Source organism: Desulfosalsimonas sp. (genome assembly GCF_055149105.1).
On sequence record NZ_JBSRLA010000037.1, the window covers coordinates 17,616 to 35,746 of the forward strand.

Annotated in this window: 17 protein-coding genes; 10 read left to right on the top strand and 7 right to left on the bottom strand. The window is 55.5% G+C overall.

What is annotated here, in order from left to right:
* Window positions 1-163 precede the first annotated feature (163 nt).
* Together ACTCIA_RS10090 and gdhA are read left to right on the top strand one after the other, a co-directional pair.
* A complete protein-coding gene (locus tag ACTCIA_RS10090; RefSeq protein WP_463001689.1) occupies window positions 164-751 on the top strand; it encodes a hypothetical protein in 588 nt (195 codons plus the stop codon).
* 58 nt (window positions 752-809) lie between these two features.
* The gene (gene gdhA, locus ACTCIA_RS10095; RefSeq protein ID WP_463001705.1) at window positions 810-2,156 is read left to right on the top strand and encodes an NADP-specific glutamate dehydrogenase; all 1,347 of its coding nucleotides are present in this window, start codon (window positions 810-812) and stop codon (window positions 2,154-2,156) included.
* A 46-nt stretch (window positions 2,157-2,202) separates the two neighbouring features.
* Here the strand turns inward: gdhA and ACTCIA_RS10100 are convergent, their stop codons facing one another.
* Window positions 2,203-4,791, bottom strand: coding sequence for a PEP/pyruvate-binding domain-containing protein (locus ACTCIA_RS10100; protein WP_463001690.1), 2,589 nt, complete (start codon window positions 4,789-4,791; stop codon window positions 2,203-2,205).
* A 33-nt stretch (window positions 4,792-4,824) separates the two neighbouring features.
* Here ACTCIA_RS10100 and ACTCIA_RS10105 point away from each other — a divergent pair, with 33 nt between their 5' ends.
* Window positions 4,825-5,055 carry a hypothetical protein gene (locus tag ACTCIA_RS10105; RefSeq protein ID WP_463001691.1) on the top strand — a complete coding sequence of 77 codons (231 nt, stop codon included), beginning with the start codon at window positions 4,825-4,827 and terminating at the stop codon, window positions 5,053-5,055.
* A 48-nt stretch (window positions 5,056-5,103) separates the two neighbouring features.
* Complete coding sequence (gene sugE / locus ACTCIA_RS10110; RefSeq protein WP_463001692.1) at window positions 5,104-5,424, top strand: quaternary ammonium compound efflux SMR transporter SugE; 321 nt, start codon at window positions 5,104-5,106, stop codon at window positions 5,422-5,424.
* A 99-nt stretch (window positions 5,425-5,523) separates the two neighbouring features.
* On the opposite strand, the gene ACTCIA_RS10115 is transcribed toward sugE, so the two are convergent.
* Together ACTCIA_RS10115 and ACTCIA_RS10120 are read right to left on the bottom strand one after the other, a co-directional pair.
* A complete protein-coding gene (locus ACTCIA_RS10115) occupies window positions 5,524-6,732 on the bottom strand; it encodes a thiolase family protein (RefSeq protein ID WP_463001693.1) in 1,209 nt (402 codons plus the stop codon).
* Window positions 6,733-6,785: 53 nt separating this feature from the next.
* Window positions 6,786-7,661 (bottom strand): 3-hydroxyacyl-CoA dehydrogenase family protein, encoded by an 876-nt coding sequence (locus ACTCIA_RS10120; protein ID WP_463001694.1) that lies wholly within the window; start codon window positions 7,659-7,661, stop codon window positions 6,786-6,788.
* Between the two features lie 301 nt (window positions 7,662-7,962).
* On the opposite strand from ACTCIA_RS10120, the gene ACTCIA_RS10125 reads away from it, so the two are divergent.
* The 6 genes from ACTCIA_RS10125 to ACTCIA_RS10150 all read left to right on the top strand — a co-directional run bounded on the left by ACTCIA_RS10125 (window position 7,963) and on the right by ACTCIA_RS10150 (window position 12,886).
* Window positions 7,963-8,466: a rubrerythrin family protein gene (locus tag ACTCIA_RS10125; protein WP_463001695.1), complete on the top strand. Its 504-nt coding sequence runs from the start codon at window positions 7,963-7,965 to the stop codon at window positions 8,464-8,466.
* A gap of 63 nt (window positions 8,467-8,529) precedes the next feature.
* Window positions 8,530-8,961: a PPC domain-containing DNA-binding protein gene (locus tag ACTCIA_RS10130; RefSeq protein WP_463001696.1), complete on the top strand. Its 432-nt coding sequence runs from the start codon at window positions 8,530-8,532 to the stop codon at window positions 8,959-8,961.
* A 69-nt stretch (window positions 8,962-9,030) separates the two neighbouring features.
* A complete protein-coding gene (locus tag ACTCIA_RS10135; protein WP_463001697.1) occupies window positions 9,031-10,209 on the top strand; it encodes a metallophosphoesterase in 1,179 nt (392 codons plus the stop codon).
* 13 nt (window positions 10,210-10,222) lie between these two features.
* Window positions 10,223-11,038: a Rossmann-like domain-containing protein gene (locus ACTCIA_RS10140; protein ID WP_463001698.1), complete on the top strand. Its 816-nt coding sequence runs from the start codon at window positions 10,223-10,225 to the stop codon at window positions 11,036-11,038.
* Window positions 11,010-11,519: a DUF2062 domain-containing protein gene (locus tag ACTCIA_RS10145; protein WP_463001699.1), complete on the top strand. Its 510-nt coding sequence runs from the start codon at window positions 11,010-11,012 to the stop codon at window positions 11,517-11,519. The genes ACTCIA_RS10140 and ACTCIA_RS10145 overlap by 29 nt, the downstream gene beginning before the upstream one ends.
* A gap of 116 nt (window positions 11,520-11,635) precedes the next feature.
* On the top strand, window positions 11,636-12,886 hold the full coding sequence (locus tag ACTCIA_RS10150; protein ID WP_463001700.1) for a class I tRNA ligase family protein: 1,251 nt from the start codon (window positions 11,636-11,638) through the stop codon (window positions 12,884-12,886).
* A gap of 674 nt (window positions 12,887-13,560) precedes the next feature.
* On the opposite strand, the gene dinB is transcribed toward ACTCIA_RS10150, so the two are convergent.
* From dinB to ACTCIA_RS10170, 4 genes are all read right to left on the bottom strand, one after another.
* Window positions 13,561-14,745 carry a DNA polymerase IV gene (gene dinB, locus ACTCIA_RS10155; RefSeq protein ID WP_463001701.1) on the bottom strand — a complete coding sequence of 395 codons (1,185 nt, stop codon included), beginning with the start codon at window positions 14,743-14,745 and terminating at the stop codon, window positions 13,561-13,563.
* Between the two features lie 23 nt (window positions 14,746-14,768).
* On the bottom strand, window positions 14,769-16,481 hold the full coding sequence (gene ade / locus ACTCIA_RS10160; protein ID WP_463001702.1) for an adenine deaminase: 1,713 nt from the start codon (window positions 16,479-16,481) through the stop codon (window positions 14,769-14,771).
* A gap of 9 nt (window positions 16,482-16,490) precedes the next feature.
* Window positions 16,491-17,825, bottom strand: coding sequence for an amidohydrolase (locus ACTCIA_RS10165; protein ID WP_463001703.1), 1,335 nt, complete (start codon window positions 17,823-17,825; stop codon window positions 16,491-16,493).
* 58 nt (window positions 17,826-17,883) lie between these two features.
* A partial coding sequence (locus ACTCIA_RS10170) for a hypothetical protein (RefSeq protein ID WP_463001704.1) occupies window positions 17,884-18,131 on the bottom strand: 248 nt, incomplete at its 5' end.

The following is an 18,131-nucleotide window of genomic DNA, read 5'->3' on the forward strand; positions in this document are numbered from 1 at the left end:
TTTTATTTAATTTCAATATTTTATCATAGATCATCATAAGCTCCGCATTCTGGCATGCCCCCTGCATCCTCCTTTGGACAAAAACGGATCACCTGACAATAATGATGATGGACTCGTAAAAGTCGATTTTCAGACGGTTCGCATGCAAACAAGGAGGGCTCCCATGTATACCCAGCACACATCCGGCCGGAAGACCGGACCCAAAGACGGTTTCCAAAACACCGCTGTATCGGCAAACCTGGAAAAAATCCGGCGCCAGGGCCTGGAAATCCGGGAACGCATTGATGAAGTCCTGATGATGTGCGATCGGGACAACCCCGTGTATGAACAGATCAGCAGCTTTGGCATCTGCCTCTACATCCTGGGATATTTTGACTGCCCGGATCTGATGGCTGTTAACGACATTGACGCCGGTGAGGCCGGCAGAATCCTGCAAAATGATTTTTTCCCGGTACGGGCCGCTGACATCGCCGCAGACTACAATCTCCTGGAAAGCCCTCAAAGATATCTCCTGGTAGTGGGCGATCCCCTTTTTCCGGCGCACTTTGCCGTGCCTGTTGATTTTCAGCGCCAGAGACCGTTTTTTTCCAAGCTTGCCTTTTTCGGCAGCGGTTTTGACCGCCTTTCCGAACTCATGACGGAGTTTTCCGGCATCGACGGCATCGGAGAAAATGATTTCCAGTATTTTCAAAAAAAGCCCGACGGTGCCATCGCCTCTGCATCCATGGGCAAAATTTATATTGTCAAATAACCCCTAACCTTATCCGGAACCATTTTTTTATCTTTAAGGAGGCCAGTGAATGTCGGTAATTCAAAGCGTTATTGAAAAAGTCAAACACACAGACCCCGGCCAGAAGGAGTTTCATCAGGCCGTCACCGAGGTGCTCGAAACCCTTGAGCCCACGGCTGAAAAGCACCCGGAATTTGTCAAGGCCGGGATTTATGAGCGGATCGTGGAGCCTGAAAGGGCCATTTTGTTCCGTGTTCCCTGGGTTGATGACAGGGGGGAGGTTCATGTCAACCGCGGTTTCCGGGTTCAGTTCAACAATGCCATCGGCCCGTTTAAAGGCGGCATCCGGTTCCATCCCTCGGTCAATTTAAGCATCATCAAGTTTCTGGGCTTTGAACAGGTTTTTAAAAATTCACTGACCACCCTGCCCATGGGCGGCGGCAAAGGCGGCTCCGACTTTGACCCCAAGGGCAAGACCGACAATGAAATCATGCGGTTCTGCCAGGCCTTCATGCGGGAATTGTACCGGCATATCGGCCCGGAAACCGATGTGCCGGCCGGTGACATCGGCGTGGGGGCACGGGAGATCGGATATTTGTACGGATATTACAAAAAGATTCGCAACGAGCATACCGGCGTGCTAACCGGAAAGGCCCTGGAATACGGCGGCAGCCTGATCCGGCCCGAGGCCACCGGCTACGGCACCGTCTATTTTGCCGCTGAAATGCTGGCCACCAAAGGCCTGGATTTCAAGGACAAAACAGTGGCTGTCAGCGGATCGGGCAACGTGGCGCAATTTGCCATTGAAAAGGTCAACGAAATGGGCGGCCGGATTGTTTCGGTTTCGGATTCTGCCGGCACGGTCATCGATGAAAAGGGTATTGACAACGACAAGACCTGCTATCTCATGGAGCTCAAAAACGTCCACCGCGGGCGGATATCGGAATACGCAGACAAATACAAGACTGTCTGCTTTGAAGGGAAGAGCGTCTGGGATGTGATCCAAGAGCAGGAAATCAAGGTCGACATTGCCCTGCCGTGCGCCACCCAGAATGAAATCGATGCCCAAAACGCCGAAGCCCTGATCAAAAACGGGTGCATGTGCCTGGCCGAAGGCGCCAACATGCCATCCACCCCGGAAGCCGTAAAAGTCTACCAGGACAACGGTATTCTTTATGGTCCGGGAAAAGCGGCCAATGCCGGAGGCGTGGCCACCTCGGGCCTGGAAATGAGCCAGAACAGCCTCAAGCTGTCCTGGAGCCGGGAGGAAGTTGACCGCAGGCTGCAGACGATCATGAAAGACATCCATCAATCCTGCCTGGATGCGGCAGAGGCCTACGGGAAAAAAGGCAATTACGTCATGGGCGCCAATATTGCCGGTTTTGTCAAGGTGGCCAAGGCCATGCTCGCCTACGGCGTAGTGTGAACCCAAATTCCGCAAAAAACCAGACAAAGGGTGATCTGCCGGGGCGTTATTCCCGGTAGCAGATCACCCTTTGTTTTGCCACATCAGACTGAAGTTTTAAGCCCAAACCGGCTGTGTCCACCACCCGGACAACTTGAGAAAGCCGGGTGTCTTCTTCGGCGGTTTCTTCCAATACGTTTGACAGTGACCGGATCCAGCCGGCATTGAATTCCACACCCTGGGATTCCGGATAAATGGCCAGGTAAAAAATCCCGGTTTCAATCAAATCATGGAAAAAATGGGTTCCAAAGGAGAGATCCGGGATCAGGCTGCCGTCCTGGTAGCTGATTTCGGCAATGGCGGCAATATGGTTGATTTCCGAGAAATGAACGGCAACGCCCATCTCCGGGGTATGGGTCCCCCAGCGCCCCGGGCCCATGAGCAGGGTGGGCATTTTCTCCCGACTGGGGATCTGCCGGTTTAACCGGCCCACCAGGCGGGCCACGCTGTATTTCTCCGAACGGGAAAGCCCGGCATAGGCCTCGGGATCCACGAAGATAATCCGGGATATGGGCTGGCTGATATTGCCGCCCATGAAATTGCCTTCCGTCCGGACCAGAATCCGGTCCGGGGCTACGGTGCTGGGCAGAAACACCCGGCTTCTGTCACCAATGGTTTGCAGCGGCCGGCACTGGAGCAGGTTGATCTGGAGCTGATCGGACTGATTGAAGTTAACGGTAAATTCCACATCCACCGGGTATTCATAGGCTTTTTCCAGCCGGCCCAGCATGCGCTTCATCCAGTCAATAAACGGCGTGTGGGTCAAAAACGGATCAAAGGTCAGAATCCAGATATCTTTTTCCGGCCGCCCCATGCGGCGCATTTCCCTGGCGGCTTCTTCATCCCGGGCACCCAGTAAGTCAAACTTTTCCGGCCGCTGTTTTTCCAGCAGATCCTGGACAGACAGGCTCTGGATATCGTTTTGTTCCAGGTTGAGCAGGTCAATGTAATGCTGGGAAAATTTCCGGATATCATGCATGCCCGCAAGCGGACGCACCAGGGGGTCGTCTGCAGCCACAATTCTGGGATAGTCATTTTCCACCCGGTTAACCGCCCGGGTGCCCAGGCCGAATACCAGCCGGATCATTCCGGCATGCGGGTCCATGCCCTTTTTCCAGACAAAGGGATTGTAGGAAAGCCCCACGCCGGCCAGCTCAGGATAGAAAAAACTCCGATGATAGGCGCCTGATACCCTTTGCACCAGAAGCGCCATCTGCTCATCCATCTGGTCCAGGCCCCGCTGCAGCCTGTAGGCCAGGGCGTCTTCGCTCATGGTGCTGGCAAAGATCCGCCTGACGGCTTCCTCGAACTTTTCATAGCGTTTTTCCGGAGAACCCTGATTGACGCAGAAAAAGCTCTCATACTTTCCGGCAAAGGCGCTTCCGAAAGCGTCTTCGAGCAGACTGCTGGAACGCACGATAATGGGCGACTGGCCGAAATACTCAAGCATCAGCTGGAACTGCTCGGTGATCTCTTCGGGAAACACCCCGTTTAACATCTTCTCCCGCAGTTCCGCGGCCCGGCTGAAATAGCCCGTACGGGTTTTGTGAGCCATAAACAGCTTCCACCAGCCGTTTTGAACAATATAGGAATAAAACACGTCCGAACCGATATAAAACGAATCATGGGGCTCTATCACCTGTGACCAGTCAAAGGCGCTGTCCTGGGTCAGGATTTTGCGGGCCATGAGCATGCCCAAGGATTTGCCGCCGATAAAACCGGTGCCGATGAGTCTTTCTTTGATCATCAGCAGATCTTCCAGGCCCAGATGCCTGCGGATCATGGACAAAAGCCGCTTGTTGCGCGTCAGCAGCAGCCGGCTTAACTGCTCGACCATGTCTTTTTTTTCCGCAGCCCCGGCCCCGGATTCCAGAAGGCTGCGGGCCTGCATGAAAAGGCGGTCCCAATAGTCCAGGCGCCGCTGGGCGCTGACCGTCTGGTGATCGGCCAGGTAGGAAAACAGCCGGGTGGCCTCCACGCTGTTGATCACCGGCATCAGCTCGTCTTTTTTCTTGATGTGGGGGAAAAACATGGTGGGTGAATAGCGGTGCTGGACCTTAATGGGATGCACACACACCTGACCCTGGTAGTTGTAGACATCAATGAGCACCTGGGTGGTCTCCCGGATGCGGGCGATGGCCTTAAAAGAATGCCGGTTTCTCAAAATTCCGAAATAGGCGGTGGTATTGAGCTCAAACAAATACGGGCAGGTGATGAAAAAAAAATCCCCGATCATCAGGTCCGTGGCCCAGACATGCTGCAGATCCGACAATGAATCAAAAACATAGCAGACATCCCGCCCCTGCCGGGTGATAATGCCGTGGACCTCGGCGGAGAAGGACTCAAACCCGTTTTCGGTTCTCAAGTGATAGACAACGATATTGTCCCTGGGCTCCACAAGCGGAATATGGCGGGCAAAACGCATGTAGACCACCCGCTCATTTCTTGCCAGTGCGCTGTTGACAAAGGGTGTCACAAGACGCTGGTAGTCCTCAATGCTGTCGACCTGCCAGACCACGTTATCGCCCCGGCGAAGGTGATCAATGATTTCATCCAGGCTTTTCCAGCCTGTGCTGACATGGGAGTAGTAGGCCATCTGTAAAACACATCCAAAGGAAGTTAAAAACCTATGCAGGCAAAAATGAAACCTGATTGTTATGAATATCACAGTTTTGCCATATTGAAAACATGGTTTGAAAAACCCGTGGATCCAAAACGCGGAAAAATGATAAATGCGAATAAATCCCCGTTGTCTGTGCCGGCAGGTTCTGCTATGGCAAAATCAGCAAGGTCATCCGGACCATTTCCGGGATTGCCGGGAAACAGAAGTCCACAATTGCCAATTTCCCATTATTACTGACATCAGCGGCAATCCGGCAGACTGAGAAACAGAGACAGGAAAATACCCATGGTATGGATTGTATTGATTCTTGCGGGTTTGTTTGAAACCGGCTGGGCCATTGGATTGAAATACAGCCAGGGCTTTACCCGGCTATGGCCCAGTGTGTGGACCATAGGGGCAATGATTGCCAGTGTCTGGCTGCTGGGGCTGGCCATGAAAAGCCTGCCCGTGGGCACGGCCTATGCAGTATGGGTGGGCATTGGTGCGGTGGGCACGGTGATTTTGGGAATTGCCCTGTTTGACGAGCCGGCCGGCGCCGGCCGGCTCGTCAGCATTGCCTTGATCATTGCCGGAATCATCGGGCTTAAGCTGGCATCCCCCTCCTGATCATTTACAGGTGTAACAGGTTACAAAAAAAGCCAGAAACAAACGCGTCGGCCACTGCCGAAAACACCTGTTCCTGACTTTTTATCCTGATTTAAAAGTTTACCGCTGCAGGTTTTCAATCACCGTGGCAACGCCCAGTCCCCCGCCGCAGCAGGAGCTGAAAAATCCATACCGGCCGCGGCTGCGGATCAGGTTTCGCATGGCAAACATGCCCACCCGGGCACCGGAGGCGCCGTTGGGATGACCAAAGGCAATGGCCCCGCCCAGGGGATTCCATTTTTCCATATCCACCTTGTCGCCGGTCTGGTTCTCGAGCTCCTTGATCACCGCCAGGTTCTGGACGGCAAAGGCCTCGTTGCATTCCATGTGATCCATCTGGGAGAGCTTCAGCCCGGCCCGGGAAAGCGCCCTGGGCACGGCGTGGGCCGGGGCAATGCCCATGATCCTGGGATCGCAGCCGTAATCCGCACCTGCAAGCCATTTGGCCATGGGCTCATAGCCCAGTTCTTCTGCCTTCTGCCGGGTCATCATCAGCACGAATGCCGCACCGTCGTTTCTGCCCGAAGCATTTCCGGCAGTCACGGTCCCCTCTTTGCTAAAGGCGGGCGGCAGCTTGGCAAGGGCTTCCAGGGTTGTCTCAAACCGGGGATGCTCGTCTGTGTCAAAAACCACTTCAGGTGTCTTGCGCGTGGCCGGGAAGGTCACAGGAACGATTTCATCTTTGAAATAGCCGGCCTCCATGGCGGCTTTGGCCCGCATCTGGCTGTTGCAGGCAAACTCATCAGAAGCCTGCCTTGAAATATTATACATTTGCTGCAGATTTTCCGCGGTCAATCCCATGCCAATGCATTCTTCCGGTACAGGAGAAAGCTGCTGCTGAATCGGCATGGGCGGGATGAGCTTATAGGGCGGCGTTGACATGGAAAACTTTGCCGCCACCTGGCTGTAGGATTCCATGCCGCCGGCAATCACGATATCAGCCTGACCGGCGAACATCTTCCATGCGGCATGATTGATGGAATCAATGGCAGAGCCGCACTGCATTTCCACGTAAGAGGCCGAAGTCTCATATGGAAGGCCCGAATACAAGGCAGCCCATCGGGCCGGGTTCAGCGCATGGGAGCAATGGGCCGCCGAACCGGCCATAACAGTGTCCACATGGGCTTTTTCGGCAATCCCGGTTTTGTCCAGCAGCCCTTTGAGGGCAATGCCGCCGAGCTTGGAGCAGAAGATATCCCGGAGGGTACCCCCCATGCGCCCGAAGGCCGTGCGCACACCGTCAACAAAAACAATTTCTCTTTCAGTCATATTGACTCCTTTGATTCAATATAGATCCAGACGCTGCCGCCGTTTTCGAACAGCTATTTCTTGTCGGAATAATCATACCAGCCCTTGCCGGTCTTCTCACCGTATTCACCTTTGATGTAATGCTCCACCACGCTGGGCGAAGGCCGCTGGGCGGGATCGCCGGTGGCCTTAAAACTCTCCATGGCCATGGTGTAGGCCAGATCAATACCGGTGAGATCGTTTAAACGAAAGGGGCCCATGGGATGGCCGGCGCCGTAGACGCACGCCTTGTCAATGTCTTCCACAGAGGCCACGCCCATGTCCAGCAGCCACAGGGCTTCGTGATTAATTGCGCGGAATATGCGATTGAGCAGAAATCCATCCACTTCCTTTTTCAGGTGCACGGGCACTTTTTCCACGTTCCGGCACAGTTCCATGGAGATTTCCACTGTTTCATCGCCGGTATGGGGTCCCTGGACCACTTCCACCAGCTTCATGACAAGGGCGGGATTGAAAAAATGCAGATTGCACACTTTTTCCGGCCGCTTTGTGACATCAGCGATTTTGGAGCTGACAATAAAGGAGCTGTTGGTGGCCAGAATGGCATGATCCGGTGTGATCCGGTCCAGGTCGGCAAAAATCTTTCTTTTCAGGTCCAGCACCTCGAGCACGGCCTCAATCACATAATCGGCCTCTTTGGCCGCATCTTCGAGGCTCTGGGTAAAGCGGATGTTGTCCCTGGCCTGCCTGGCCTGCTCCTCGGTGAGTTTGCCCTTTTTGACCCGGCCGGGCAGATAGCTGTCCACAAAGGCCTCTGCCTTTTTGAGCACATCTTCCTTGACGTCGGTGCAGACGGTTTTATACCCCTTGATGGCGCACAGGGTGGCAATCTGATGCCCCATGTTGCCGGCCCCGACCACGGTAATGTTTTTTACGTCGTCAATGTTCATAATGCCTCCTTCTTCAATGTTTGCGGTTTATAGGGTTTGAGAAAAGATTTAATTTAAACAGCCAAAACTTGCATCGGTCAACAGTTTTATGTGTGAACATGAGCAAAAATATCTGAACAGTCATTTCATTGAAAAAACCCTATTGCAGCCTGCTTTGTCCGGGCCTGTGTGCCGGACTTGAAAATCTGCCGCTGTTAAGGTATTGATAAAAGGAAACAGCGTTACACAGCAGGCCGCCGCGTTTCGGGAGCGGCGGCCCGTGCCGTCTTACTTCGGACCGCCAGGATCACAGGGAGAGCTCATGAAGGAAAAAACCAGAGAAAACGTATACACCGCATTTATCGGAGAGGCCAAGGCCTACTTCAGGCTTTTGGCGTATGCCGAAAAAGCCGAGGAAGAAGAAGTACCCCAGATCGCGCTTTTGTTCCGGGCTGTTGCCGAAGCCGAGCGGGTACATGCCACCCGTCATTTAAACCTGGTCAAGGATCTGCTGGTCAAGGACACGGATACCAACCTGCTCGATTCATTCAAACGCGAACAATCCATCAGTGAAAACGAGTATCCGGAAATGATCAGGGCCGCGGAAGACGAGGGCGAAACTCAGGCAGCCACAACATTCAGCCATGCCAGGGATGCAGAGGCCTATCACGCCAAACTCTATGAGCGCGCCCTTTACCAGGTGATCAAAAACACCGTCAAGGCCTATCAGGTCTGCCAGGTCTGCGGGTATGTCACAGACAAAAAAGCCCCGGAGAAATGCCCGGTTTGCGGGGCTCCCAGAGAAAAATTCAAGACTGTTGAATAAAAACACGGGACAAGCAAATCCAAAACATCCCGATGTGCGGGAGAAAGGCAGGATCGTATGACAATGATGAAAAAAATCCAACCCGCAGAACGCTTTATGGGACGGCTCACCCACGGTGCGGATCTGCTCGATGAAATCACCGCCCTGTGCAGGGAAAAAAACATCCGGCTCGGGCGCCTGGAGGCCATCGGCGCAGTCCAGCGGGCCCGGCTGGCCTATTATGACCAGAAAACCCGGGAGTACCAGTTTTTCACCCTGGACCAGCCCCTTGAGATCGCAAAGCTTTCCGGCAATATCTCCATAAAAGACGGACAGCCAATGGTCCATGCCCATGTCACCCTGGCTGACGGAGCCGGAAACGCCTACGGGGGCCACCTTGCCCAGGGCACCGTGATTTTTGCCTGCGAGCTTATTGTGGAACGTTATGAAGGAACGGTTTTTGAAAGAACATATGACGAGGAAACCGGCCTTCCCCTTTGGGCCACAGATAAGTAACCGGCAGGCAAAAAGCCCGTAAAACACCAGCAGGTCTGCCCCGGGCAGCCGGCCGGTGACAGGAATGCCATGAGATTCGCCCTGTTTGCCCTTACCATGACCGGCATCATGCTGATGATGCATTATGCGGTGTTCCGCAGCGCCATTGCATTTTTCCGGATCAGCCGCCCGGAGATCCGGTACCTGTTGTATGCCGCCATGGTCCTGTTGAGTTTTTCTTTTATCACCGCTTTTGTGGCCATTCACTGGCGGCAGAATGCGTGGACCATCGCTTATTACCGGTTTGCAGCAGTTTGGACCGGTTTTTTGATCCACAGCCTGAGTGCTGCAACCGTTGCCTGGATTGTGCTGGGCATCAGTCGGCTGGCCGGGGTTAACCTGCCGGTCAAAGGCATCGGCACGGTTATGCTGGCCCTTGCGGTCACGGCTTCGGCCTATGGCATCTGGGCGGCGTTTCATCCCGTGGTCCGTTATGTGTCCGTGCCGGTTGCCGATCTGCCCGAAGCCTGGAAAAACAGCAAAATCGCGGTGCTTTCCGATATGCACCTGGGGCTGATGCACCAGCAGGGATTTGCCCGGCGCGTGGTCAATATTATCAACAGCCTGCAGCCGGATCTGGTGCTGATCACAGGAGACCTTGTCGACGGCATGGGCGGGCCCTATAAAGATAACCTTACGCCCCTAAACGATTTGAAAGCCCGGCACGGGCTGTTTTTTGTCACAGGAAACCACGAGCATTACGTGGGCATTGAAAAATCATTGGGGCTGATCCGAAACACGCCCCTGCGGATTCTCGACAATGAAGCCGTGGCCATCAGGGGTCTTGAACTCGTGGGAGTCAGCTACCCGGGCATTGCCGGTGTTGACGGGCTGGAAAATTTTTCACAGACAAAAACACCCGGAACAGTGCGGATTGTGATGTTTCATACACCCACGGAAATGGGCTTCCATGAAGATTCCACCAGGGACCGGCATCTAGCCAACTACTGGATGCCGGACACGCGTTTTATCACCAACCGTGAACTCAGCGCCGATCTGCAGATCTCCGGTCACACCCACGGCGGCCAGATTTTTCCCATGCAGTTTCTGACCCGCTGGCTTTATCGGGGCCATGATTACGGGCTGAAAAAAATCAACGGGTTATACCTCTACACCACATCCGGCACCGGCTCCTGGGGCCCGCCCATGCGAACCGCGGGCCGGCCGGAAATTGCCGTGATCCGGCTTGTCAAAAAAAGGGGAAAATGATACAGGACAAGAAATGACAATCAATCAGCGCATATACCAATACGCAGCCGGTACAGCCGCAGCCCATCAAATAAAAGATGTGCGCATCGGGCTGGGATACACTGCAGTAATGATCGAAAACGGCCGGACCGGCCTTGCTGCCACACCCAAAACCCATCTGCACAAGGGATGCACGGTGTTTACCGGCATGCTCCCCCTGATTGACAAAAATGCAGACCAGCTGCTGGCCCTTGTCAATTCCGATGATCCCATTGAAACCGCCGTGGGACTGGCCACGGCCAACGCCCTGGTCAACACCCCGAACGCAGATCTGGATACCGGGGATGTGCTGACAAAGATCCGGGTCACAAGCAGTGACCGGGTGGCCATGGTGGGCCATTTTGCCCCTCTGGTCAAGCCGATCCGGGATACGGGAGCGGAGCTCAACATATTTGAGCAGATTGCCGCACCCGCCCGGGGCATGCACCCGTCATCGGAAATTCCCCGAAAGCTGCCCGAGTGCACGGTCTGTTTTCTGACCGCCACGTCCATTATCAATCACAGCTTTGATGGTCTCATCGGCCACGCCCGCAACTGCCGGGAGGTGATTCTGCTGGGGGCCTCCACGCCCCTGATCACCGAAATTTTTGCAGACACCCCGATTACCGGACTTTCCGGAGTCATTGTCACCCGGACTGAAGAACTTCTCCACATTGTCAGCGCAGGCGGGGGTATGCGCCGGTTTAAAGGCGTTATTGAAAAGGTTAATCGCCAGCTCAACCCACCGGAGCAAAGCTCTGTGGAAAAAGGAAACAGCGCATTTGTCCCGCCGAATCCGAAAATGGCTTGAAAACAACCTGATTTCCAGAGACCGGCTCCGGGGCGAACGCATTCACAAAATGTTCGGAGAGCGCCTCTTTGCAAGGGAAATCTGGCACATTGACCGCTATACCATATCCAGCGGACTGGCCCTGGGCCTGTTTGTGGCCTTTACACCCACCATTCCCTTCCAGATGACCATTGCCGCATTTTGCGCCATCTGGCTGCGCGTCAACCTGCCCGTGGCCCTTGCTGCCTGCTGGATCACCAACCCCCTGACCATTGTTTTCTTTTACAAAATGGCCTATAATCTTGGCTACCAGAGCCTCGGCAACCTTCCGTGGATGTTTTCGGGTTTTGTGGAAAAAGAGCAGCTGGGCATCCGGGATATTTTCGCCAAAGCCGTCTACCTGTGGACAGGCGGTGTATTGCTCGGATCTGTTGCCGCCCTGGCCGGTTACGGATTTGTCCGGACTGCCTGGTATCTTGCATCCCGGAAAGAGAAAAAATAACTTCCCGCATCTTTTGCACAAATTGCCCCACCACGGTTTGACACGGTTTTGGGCGCCTGTTATGATAAATATCAGTGTGTGCAGAATCCATTCACCCCAATGCCGGAACAGTCGCCATGGCTGAACACCTGTATCTCCAAAACACCATGACCGGGAAAAAGCAGCGGTTTGAGTCCCGCCATGGGGGCAAAGAAGTCAAATTGTTTACCTGCGGGCCGTCCATATACAACTGGCCCCATATCGGCAACTACCGAACCTTCCTGTTTGAAGACATTCTCCAGCGCTACCTGCAATACCTGGGATACACGGTAAACCGGCTGATCAACTTCACGGACATGGAAGACAAGGCCATTTACCGGGCCAACGAACTGGGCATCAGCCTTGGGGAGCTCACCGGCCCGGTGGCGGACCGGTTTTTCAAAGACTGCCGGAAGCTTAACATCGGCCTGCCCGAAACCATTGCCCGTTCCACCACCTGCGTGGATCAGGCCGTGTTTTTGATCCAGCGGCTGCTCGAAAACAACATCGCCTATTTCCACAAAGGTGATGTTTTTTTTGATCCCCTTAAATTCAAGGGTTTCGGCCGACTCTACGGCCTGGACATGTCCGGGTGGCCGGCCCAAAAAATCCGGTTCAGAAAAGACACCTACCCGGGCCAGCGCTGGAACCTGGGCGATTTTATCCTGTGGAAGGCCTGGCGCAAAGCAGACGGGGATATCTTCTGGCAAACACCCCTGGGAAAGGGACGGCCCGCATGGAACGTTCAGGACCCGGCCATGATCACCGAACATCTCGGCTATGAACTCGATATCTGCTGCGGGGGTATTGACAACCTTTATCGCCACCATGACTACAACATCGCCGTGGTGGAAGGGGTATCGGGCAAAACCCTGGCCCCTTTCTGGCTCCACGCCGGCCATGTGCGTATCCGGGGCGCCAAGATGTCCAAAAGCCGGGGCAATATCGTTTATGTCACAGACCTGCGCAGCTTGGGCTACCATCCCCGCCATATCCGTTTTTTCCTGATCCACGGCCGATACCGGGACAATCTGAACATGACCCGGGACCGGCTGGACCTGGCCCGGGGCCGGGTGGAAACATTCCGGGAAATGGCCGGGCGGTTAACAGCCCAGACAAAGTTTGCCGCCGCATCAGATCCCGAAGCCAGGGCCCTGATCCGGGACCTGCAAACCGGTTTTGAAAACGCCATGAATGATGACTTAAATGTCAAAGACGCCTTTGACAGCCTCTACACCACCCTCAGCCGACTGGCAGAAAAAGCCGCAGCCGGACATCTTGCCCAAAAGGACGCACAAACCGCACACAGCCGCCTCCGGGCCATAGACCGGGTACTGCACCTGCTCTGAAAACCTGCTGCCCCTCCCCCCCCCCCTTCTAAGTAACATCAAAAAAGTTGCTGTTCGTGCCTGGTTTTATGGTTTTCGCATGAGCTGGGTCGGGTGTGGTTTGTTTGTCTGCGGCTCGGTTTCGGCGATCGTCCCGGGGCTTTGGCTGGAATTTTAAAAACTCGGGCTGATCGCCCTCAGACAGTTTAAAATTCCGGGCGCCAAAGCCCCGGTCCGATCTTATGCCGAAACCGCGCCAACGCAGCCAAACAAACCACCCCCGCCCCGGCTCATGGCCAGCGCACTGGAAATATGTAACAGCAATTGTTTTTTACCGGGAGGTCCTTTGAATTTGAATACTCATCTGGAGTTGATCGGCCAGGAGAGGTGTTTTTTTACGGGGGTATCGAAATTGGGCCTGGTCCCAAGGAAGCCCGAAGGGCGGGTGCGGGTTTTTGAAGCGACATTGAGGGTTTTTGCGGGAAAATTCAGTCAAAGTCTGTGCCGGAAAAATTTCAAACGGCTTGAAACCGTGAGGCTTTGGCTAAATCCGCAAAAACGATCAGGAGCAAAAAAACCCGGGCCAGGCCGCAGGGCTTCCTTCCTGACAAACTTCCAGGCGATCTGAAAAGCTTTTATGACAGGAAAAACCCCACGGCTCCAACGTCTTCCGGGACGATGGTCTTCCGTGGGGCTCAGGACGGATTGTCTTCGCCCGGGTCCGGGGGATCCATGCCCCTGGCCCGGGTGATTTTGCGTACCCCGTATTTTTCCCAGATGGCATCCATGGCAGTGTCGATTTTTTCCCATTTTTCATGCAAAGAACCCTCTTGTGTAAACAGGGACTGCTGCACCGGCGTGCGCTCATCTGCCAGGTCCGCCGCCCCCAGCCCCACCAGGCGCACGGGTTTTTCAAAACTGTAGGCATCCAGCAGATCCGCACCGGTGCGGTATAACACAGCCGAGCAGTTGCCCACTTGTCCCAGGGGCGCCTGGCGGGTGACCTGGGTGAAATCCGAATGCTTGACCTTGATGAAAACGGTTTTGGCCCGCAGGCGGTGACGCCGCAGCTGCCGGCCCACATCTTCGGCATGGGCCAGAAGATGGGTTTTGAGTTCGTTTTTATCCCGGGTATCAGCGGCAAGGGTCTGCTCCGAGCTCACGGATTTCACCGGCCGCACCGGGCTGACCCGGCTGCGGTCAACACCGGTTGAAAGCTCATGGAGCCGCGTGCCGAAACTGCCCAGATGCCGGACCAAAACAGCCTTGTCATAGCCGGCCACATCCCCCAGGGTGGAAATGCCCATACGCTGCAGTTTTTCCCCGGCCACCCGCCCGACACCGGGCACTTTCTGCACCGGCAGGCTGTAAATAAAATCGGCTGTTTGTTCCGCAGAGATCACCACCAGGCCGTCGGGCTTTTCCAGATCCGATGCGATCTTGGCCAAAAACTTCAGGGGCGCGATGCCCACCGAGCAGGTAAGGCCCGTGTCCTGCCAAACAGACTGCTTGATCTGCGCACCAACAGATTCCGGATCTCCCAGAAGGCGGGTGCATCCCGTGATATCCAGGTAAGCCTCGTCTATGGACACCGGCTCCACCAGCGGGGAAAATCCGGACAAAATCTCCATGATCCGCCGGGAGATCTCCTTGTAGCGGCGGGGCCGGGGGGAGAGAAAAACGCCTTCGGCACAAAGGCGGCGGGCCCGGTACATGGGCATGGCTGAGCGAACCCCGTATTTTCTGGCCTCGTAGCTGGCCGCAGACACCACCCCCCGGTCCCAAACGCCGCCCACGATCACGCATTTGCCGGCCAGCGCAGGATCATCTTTTTTTTCCACTGACGCGAAAAACGCGTCCATGTCAACGTGAACAATCATGGCCCGGGTCTTTATTTTTTCTCTCAATCAACAAACAACGGCACAGGGGCAAACTCCACCACGTCCACCAATCCCTTGTCCGTAAGCCGAAGTTCCGGAATCACGGGCAGGGCCAGAAAGGAAAGGGCCATAAACGGATCCGCCAATGCACAGCCCAGATCTGCAGCCGCCTGGTTGAGTTTTTCAATCCTGTCCTGCACCGCAGAAAGGGGCTGATCCGACATAAGCCCGGCAATGGGCAGGGCCAGAGACGCGGCTGTCTTTTGATCCGCAGCCACGGCCAGTCCCCCGCCCATGTCAATGACGGCCCTGACAGCAGCACGGATGTCTGCGTCATCCACGCCCGCGGCAATGATATTGTGGGAATCATGGGCCACGCTGCCGGCAATGGCCCCGGAGCGCAGCCCGAAGCCGGAGACAAAGCCCAGGCCGATATTGCCGGTGGCCTTGTGACGCTCCACCACAACCAGCTTGATCAGATCCCGGCCCGGATCAGACACGGCATGCCCGTCTTTTATCCGGGCATCCAGGATCCGGCTTTGTGTGGTAATCTGGCCGGAGCAAAGGCCAATCACCCGGAGCTTTCGGCCCCGGGCGGGGATCGCAAAATCCGGGTCGGTATCGCCCACATTCATGGAACCCGGGTAGCTGGCGGGCTCAGCCCCGGGATCGGGGAAAACCGCCTCCCCGTTTTCTGCCGCCAGCATCCCGGCACAATAAACCAAAGAAATCTCAAAGCGCTGCAGATCCGGTACCACCACCAGATCGGCCCGACGGCCCGGGGCAATGGCCCCCAGCCGGTGCAGGCCAAAGTAGGCAGCCGGGTTGATGGTGGCCAGAGAAACGGCCGTGACCGGATCAAGTCTCCTTTCCACGGCCCGCCTGATAATATGGTCAATGCTGCCCTGATTTAAAAGATCCTGAGGATGGCGGTCATCTGTGCACCACATGATCCGGCCGGCGGTTTTGTCATTGACAATCGGCAGCAGGTCATCGAGGTTTTTTGCGCCCGTGGCCTCCCGAATCATGATGTGCATGCCCAGGCTTAGTTTTTCCATGGCCTCTGCGGCAGACACGCATTCATGGTCGCTTGTGATGCCTGCGGCCAGGTAGGCCGCCAGGTCCTTTCCCGAAAGCCCCGGGGCATGGCCTTCGACGGTTTTGTGATGATCCGCCGCCGCCCGGAGTTTCTCCAACACCCCGGCATCACCTTTGATAACCCCGGGAAAGTTCATCATCTCGCCCAGGCCCAGAACCCGCGGATGGGACAAAAGGGGCATGAGACCGCCGGCGTCGAGCACCGCACCCGCGGTTTCCATGTCTGTTGCCGGCACGCAGGAGGGCAGGGTAAAATAGATGTTCATGGGCTGTTTTTCGGCGGCCGCCAGCATGTAGGCGATGCCGTCTGTGCCCATGACATTGGCGATTTCATGGGGATCTGCCACAACCGTGGTCACTCCGCGGGGCAAAACCGCCCGCACAAATTGCGAAACACTGGTCATGGCGCTTTCAATGTGCACATGGGCGTCAATAAGGCCGGGACACACATAAGCGTTATTGACCGAAACGGTCTGCCGGGCCGGATAGTCGCCGATTCCGGCAATGTATCCGTCTTTTACGGCAATGCTGCCTTTGGAAATCTGCCCGGAGAACACGTTGACAATGCGGGCGTCTGTGATCAGCAGGTCTGCGGGTGCCGCGCCCCGGGCTGCGGCAATCAGGCCGGAAATGTCCATGCAATCCCTCTATGCTTGCTGTTTATCGGTTTGGCCCACCCTTTGGGCAATCCGGCAGACCGCTGCCATCACCGCTTTTTCATCCATGTGCACCAGCCGGCCGTGTTCCACCAGGACCCGGCCGTCAACCATCACATGGGAGACATCTGCGCCGCGGACCGCGTAAACCAGGTGGGATTCCGCATGATACAAGGGATACAGATGCGGCCTGCGGGTGTCAATGACAATGAGGTCAGCGGCCTTGCCCGGCTCCACAGAGCCGATGAGTTGATCCAGACCCAGGCTTTCCGCCCCACAGATTGTGGCCATGCGCACAACGCTTTGGGCATCCATCACTGTTGGGTCCATGGCCGCGGCCTTGTGCAGTTTTGCGGCAAACCCCATGGTTTCAAACATGTCCAGGTTGTTGTTGCTGGCACATCCGTCTGTTCCCAGACCCGCGCAAATACCGGCGGCCAGCATGGCGGGCACAGGTGCGATGCCCGAGGCCAGCTTCATGTTGCTTTCAGGGTTGTGGCTGACTTTTGTGCTTGTGTCCTGGAAAATGGCAATATCCTCAGGACTGAGCCACACGCAGTGAGACGCCAGGGTATTTGGGCCCAGGACCCCCAAATCCGCCAGATAGGCCGCCACGGACCGGTTTTGGCCGATACCGGCGTTTTCCGCCTCGTTTCGGGTTTCAGCCACGTGGATCTGAAAAATCACCCCTGCTTTGTCTGCGGCCTGTTTTGCCCGCTGCAGGGTATTTGCCGAGCAGGTGTAGGGGGAATGGCAGAAAATCGACGAGGTGATTCGGGCATTTTTGCTCTTCCATTGGTCCACAAACCCCAGGGCCGTGTCTATGTTTTTTTCCGGATCCGGGCAGTCCGGGGCCGGAAAATCAATGACGCCCTGGCCCAGCACGGCCCGGATCCCGGCTTCGGCAACCGCTTCGGCCACGAAATTTTCATAAAAATAACCATCACAGCAGGCGGTGGTACCGGACAGCAGCATTTCCGCACATGACAGCAGGGTGGCGGCATGCACGGTTTCCGGGTTGATATGGGCGGCCTCGGCCGGAAAGATATGGCCGGTGAGCCATTTGTCCAGGGCCATGTCATCGGCCAGGCCGCGGAACAAAGACATGGGCAGGTGGGTGTGAGTGTTGACCAGCCCCGGCATCACAATGCCGCCGCAGGCATCAATGACCTGCCGGGCTTCGGCTGGATTGCCGGCCCCGTCAGAACCCACAGAATCAATGCGCCCGTCTTTTATGGCCACGACACCGTTTTCAATGATTTCAAAATCCGGATTCACCGTAACCACCACTGCATTGCGGATCAAAATATCGGCCAACTGCCCCAAAACCGTCCCCTTTGCATGATTGACAAGTGTGGAAGGAAGCCCTGCGGTCGGGCTTTGGTTATTTCGCTCCTGACCGTTTACGGAGTTTTCCGTAAACGCTCAATGTCGCTTCAAAAACCAAACCCCGACCTTGGACTTCCTTGGAAACGCCTCCCCTGGCAAACCCCGGAACCGAGCATGAACAGCAACTTTTTTTGAAGTTACTTAGAAGTGTTTCACCCGGGCTGCCGCCCGGGACCGAGCACTGCAAATAACTTTTTGCCGCATGCTTAAAAGCTTTGATTTTATTCTTTTGAACCTTGAACC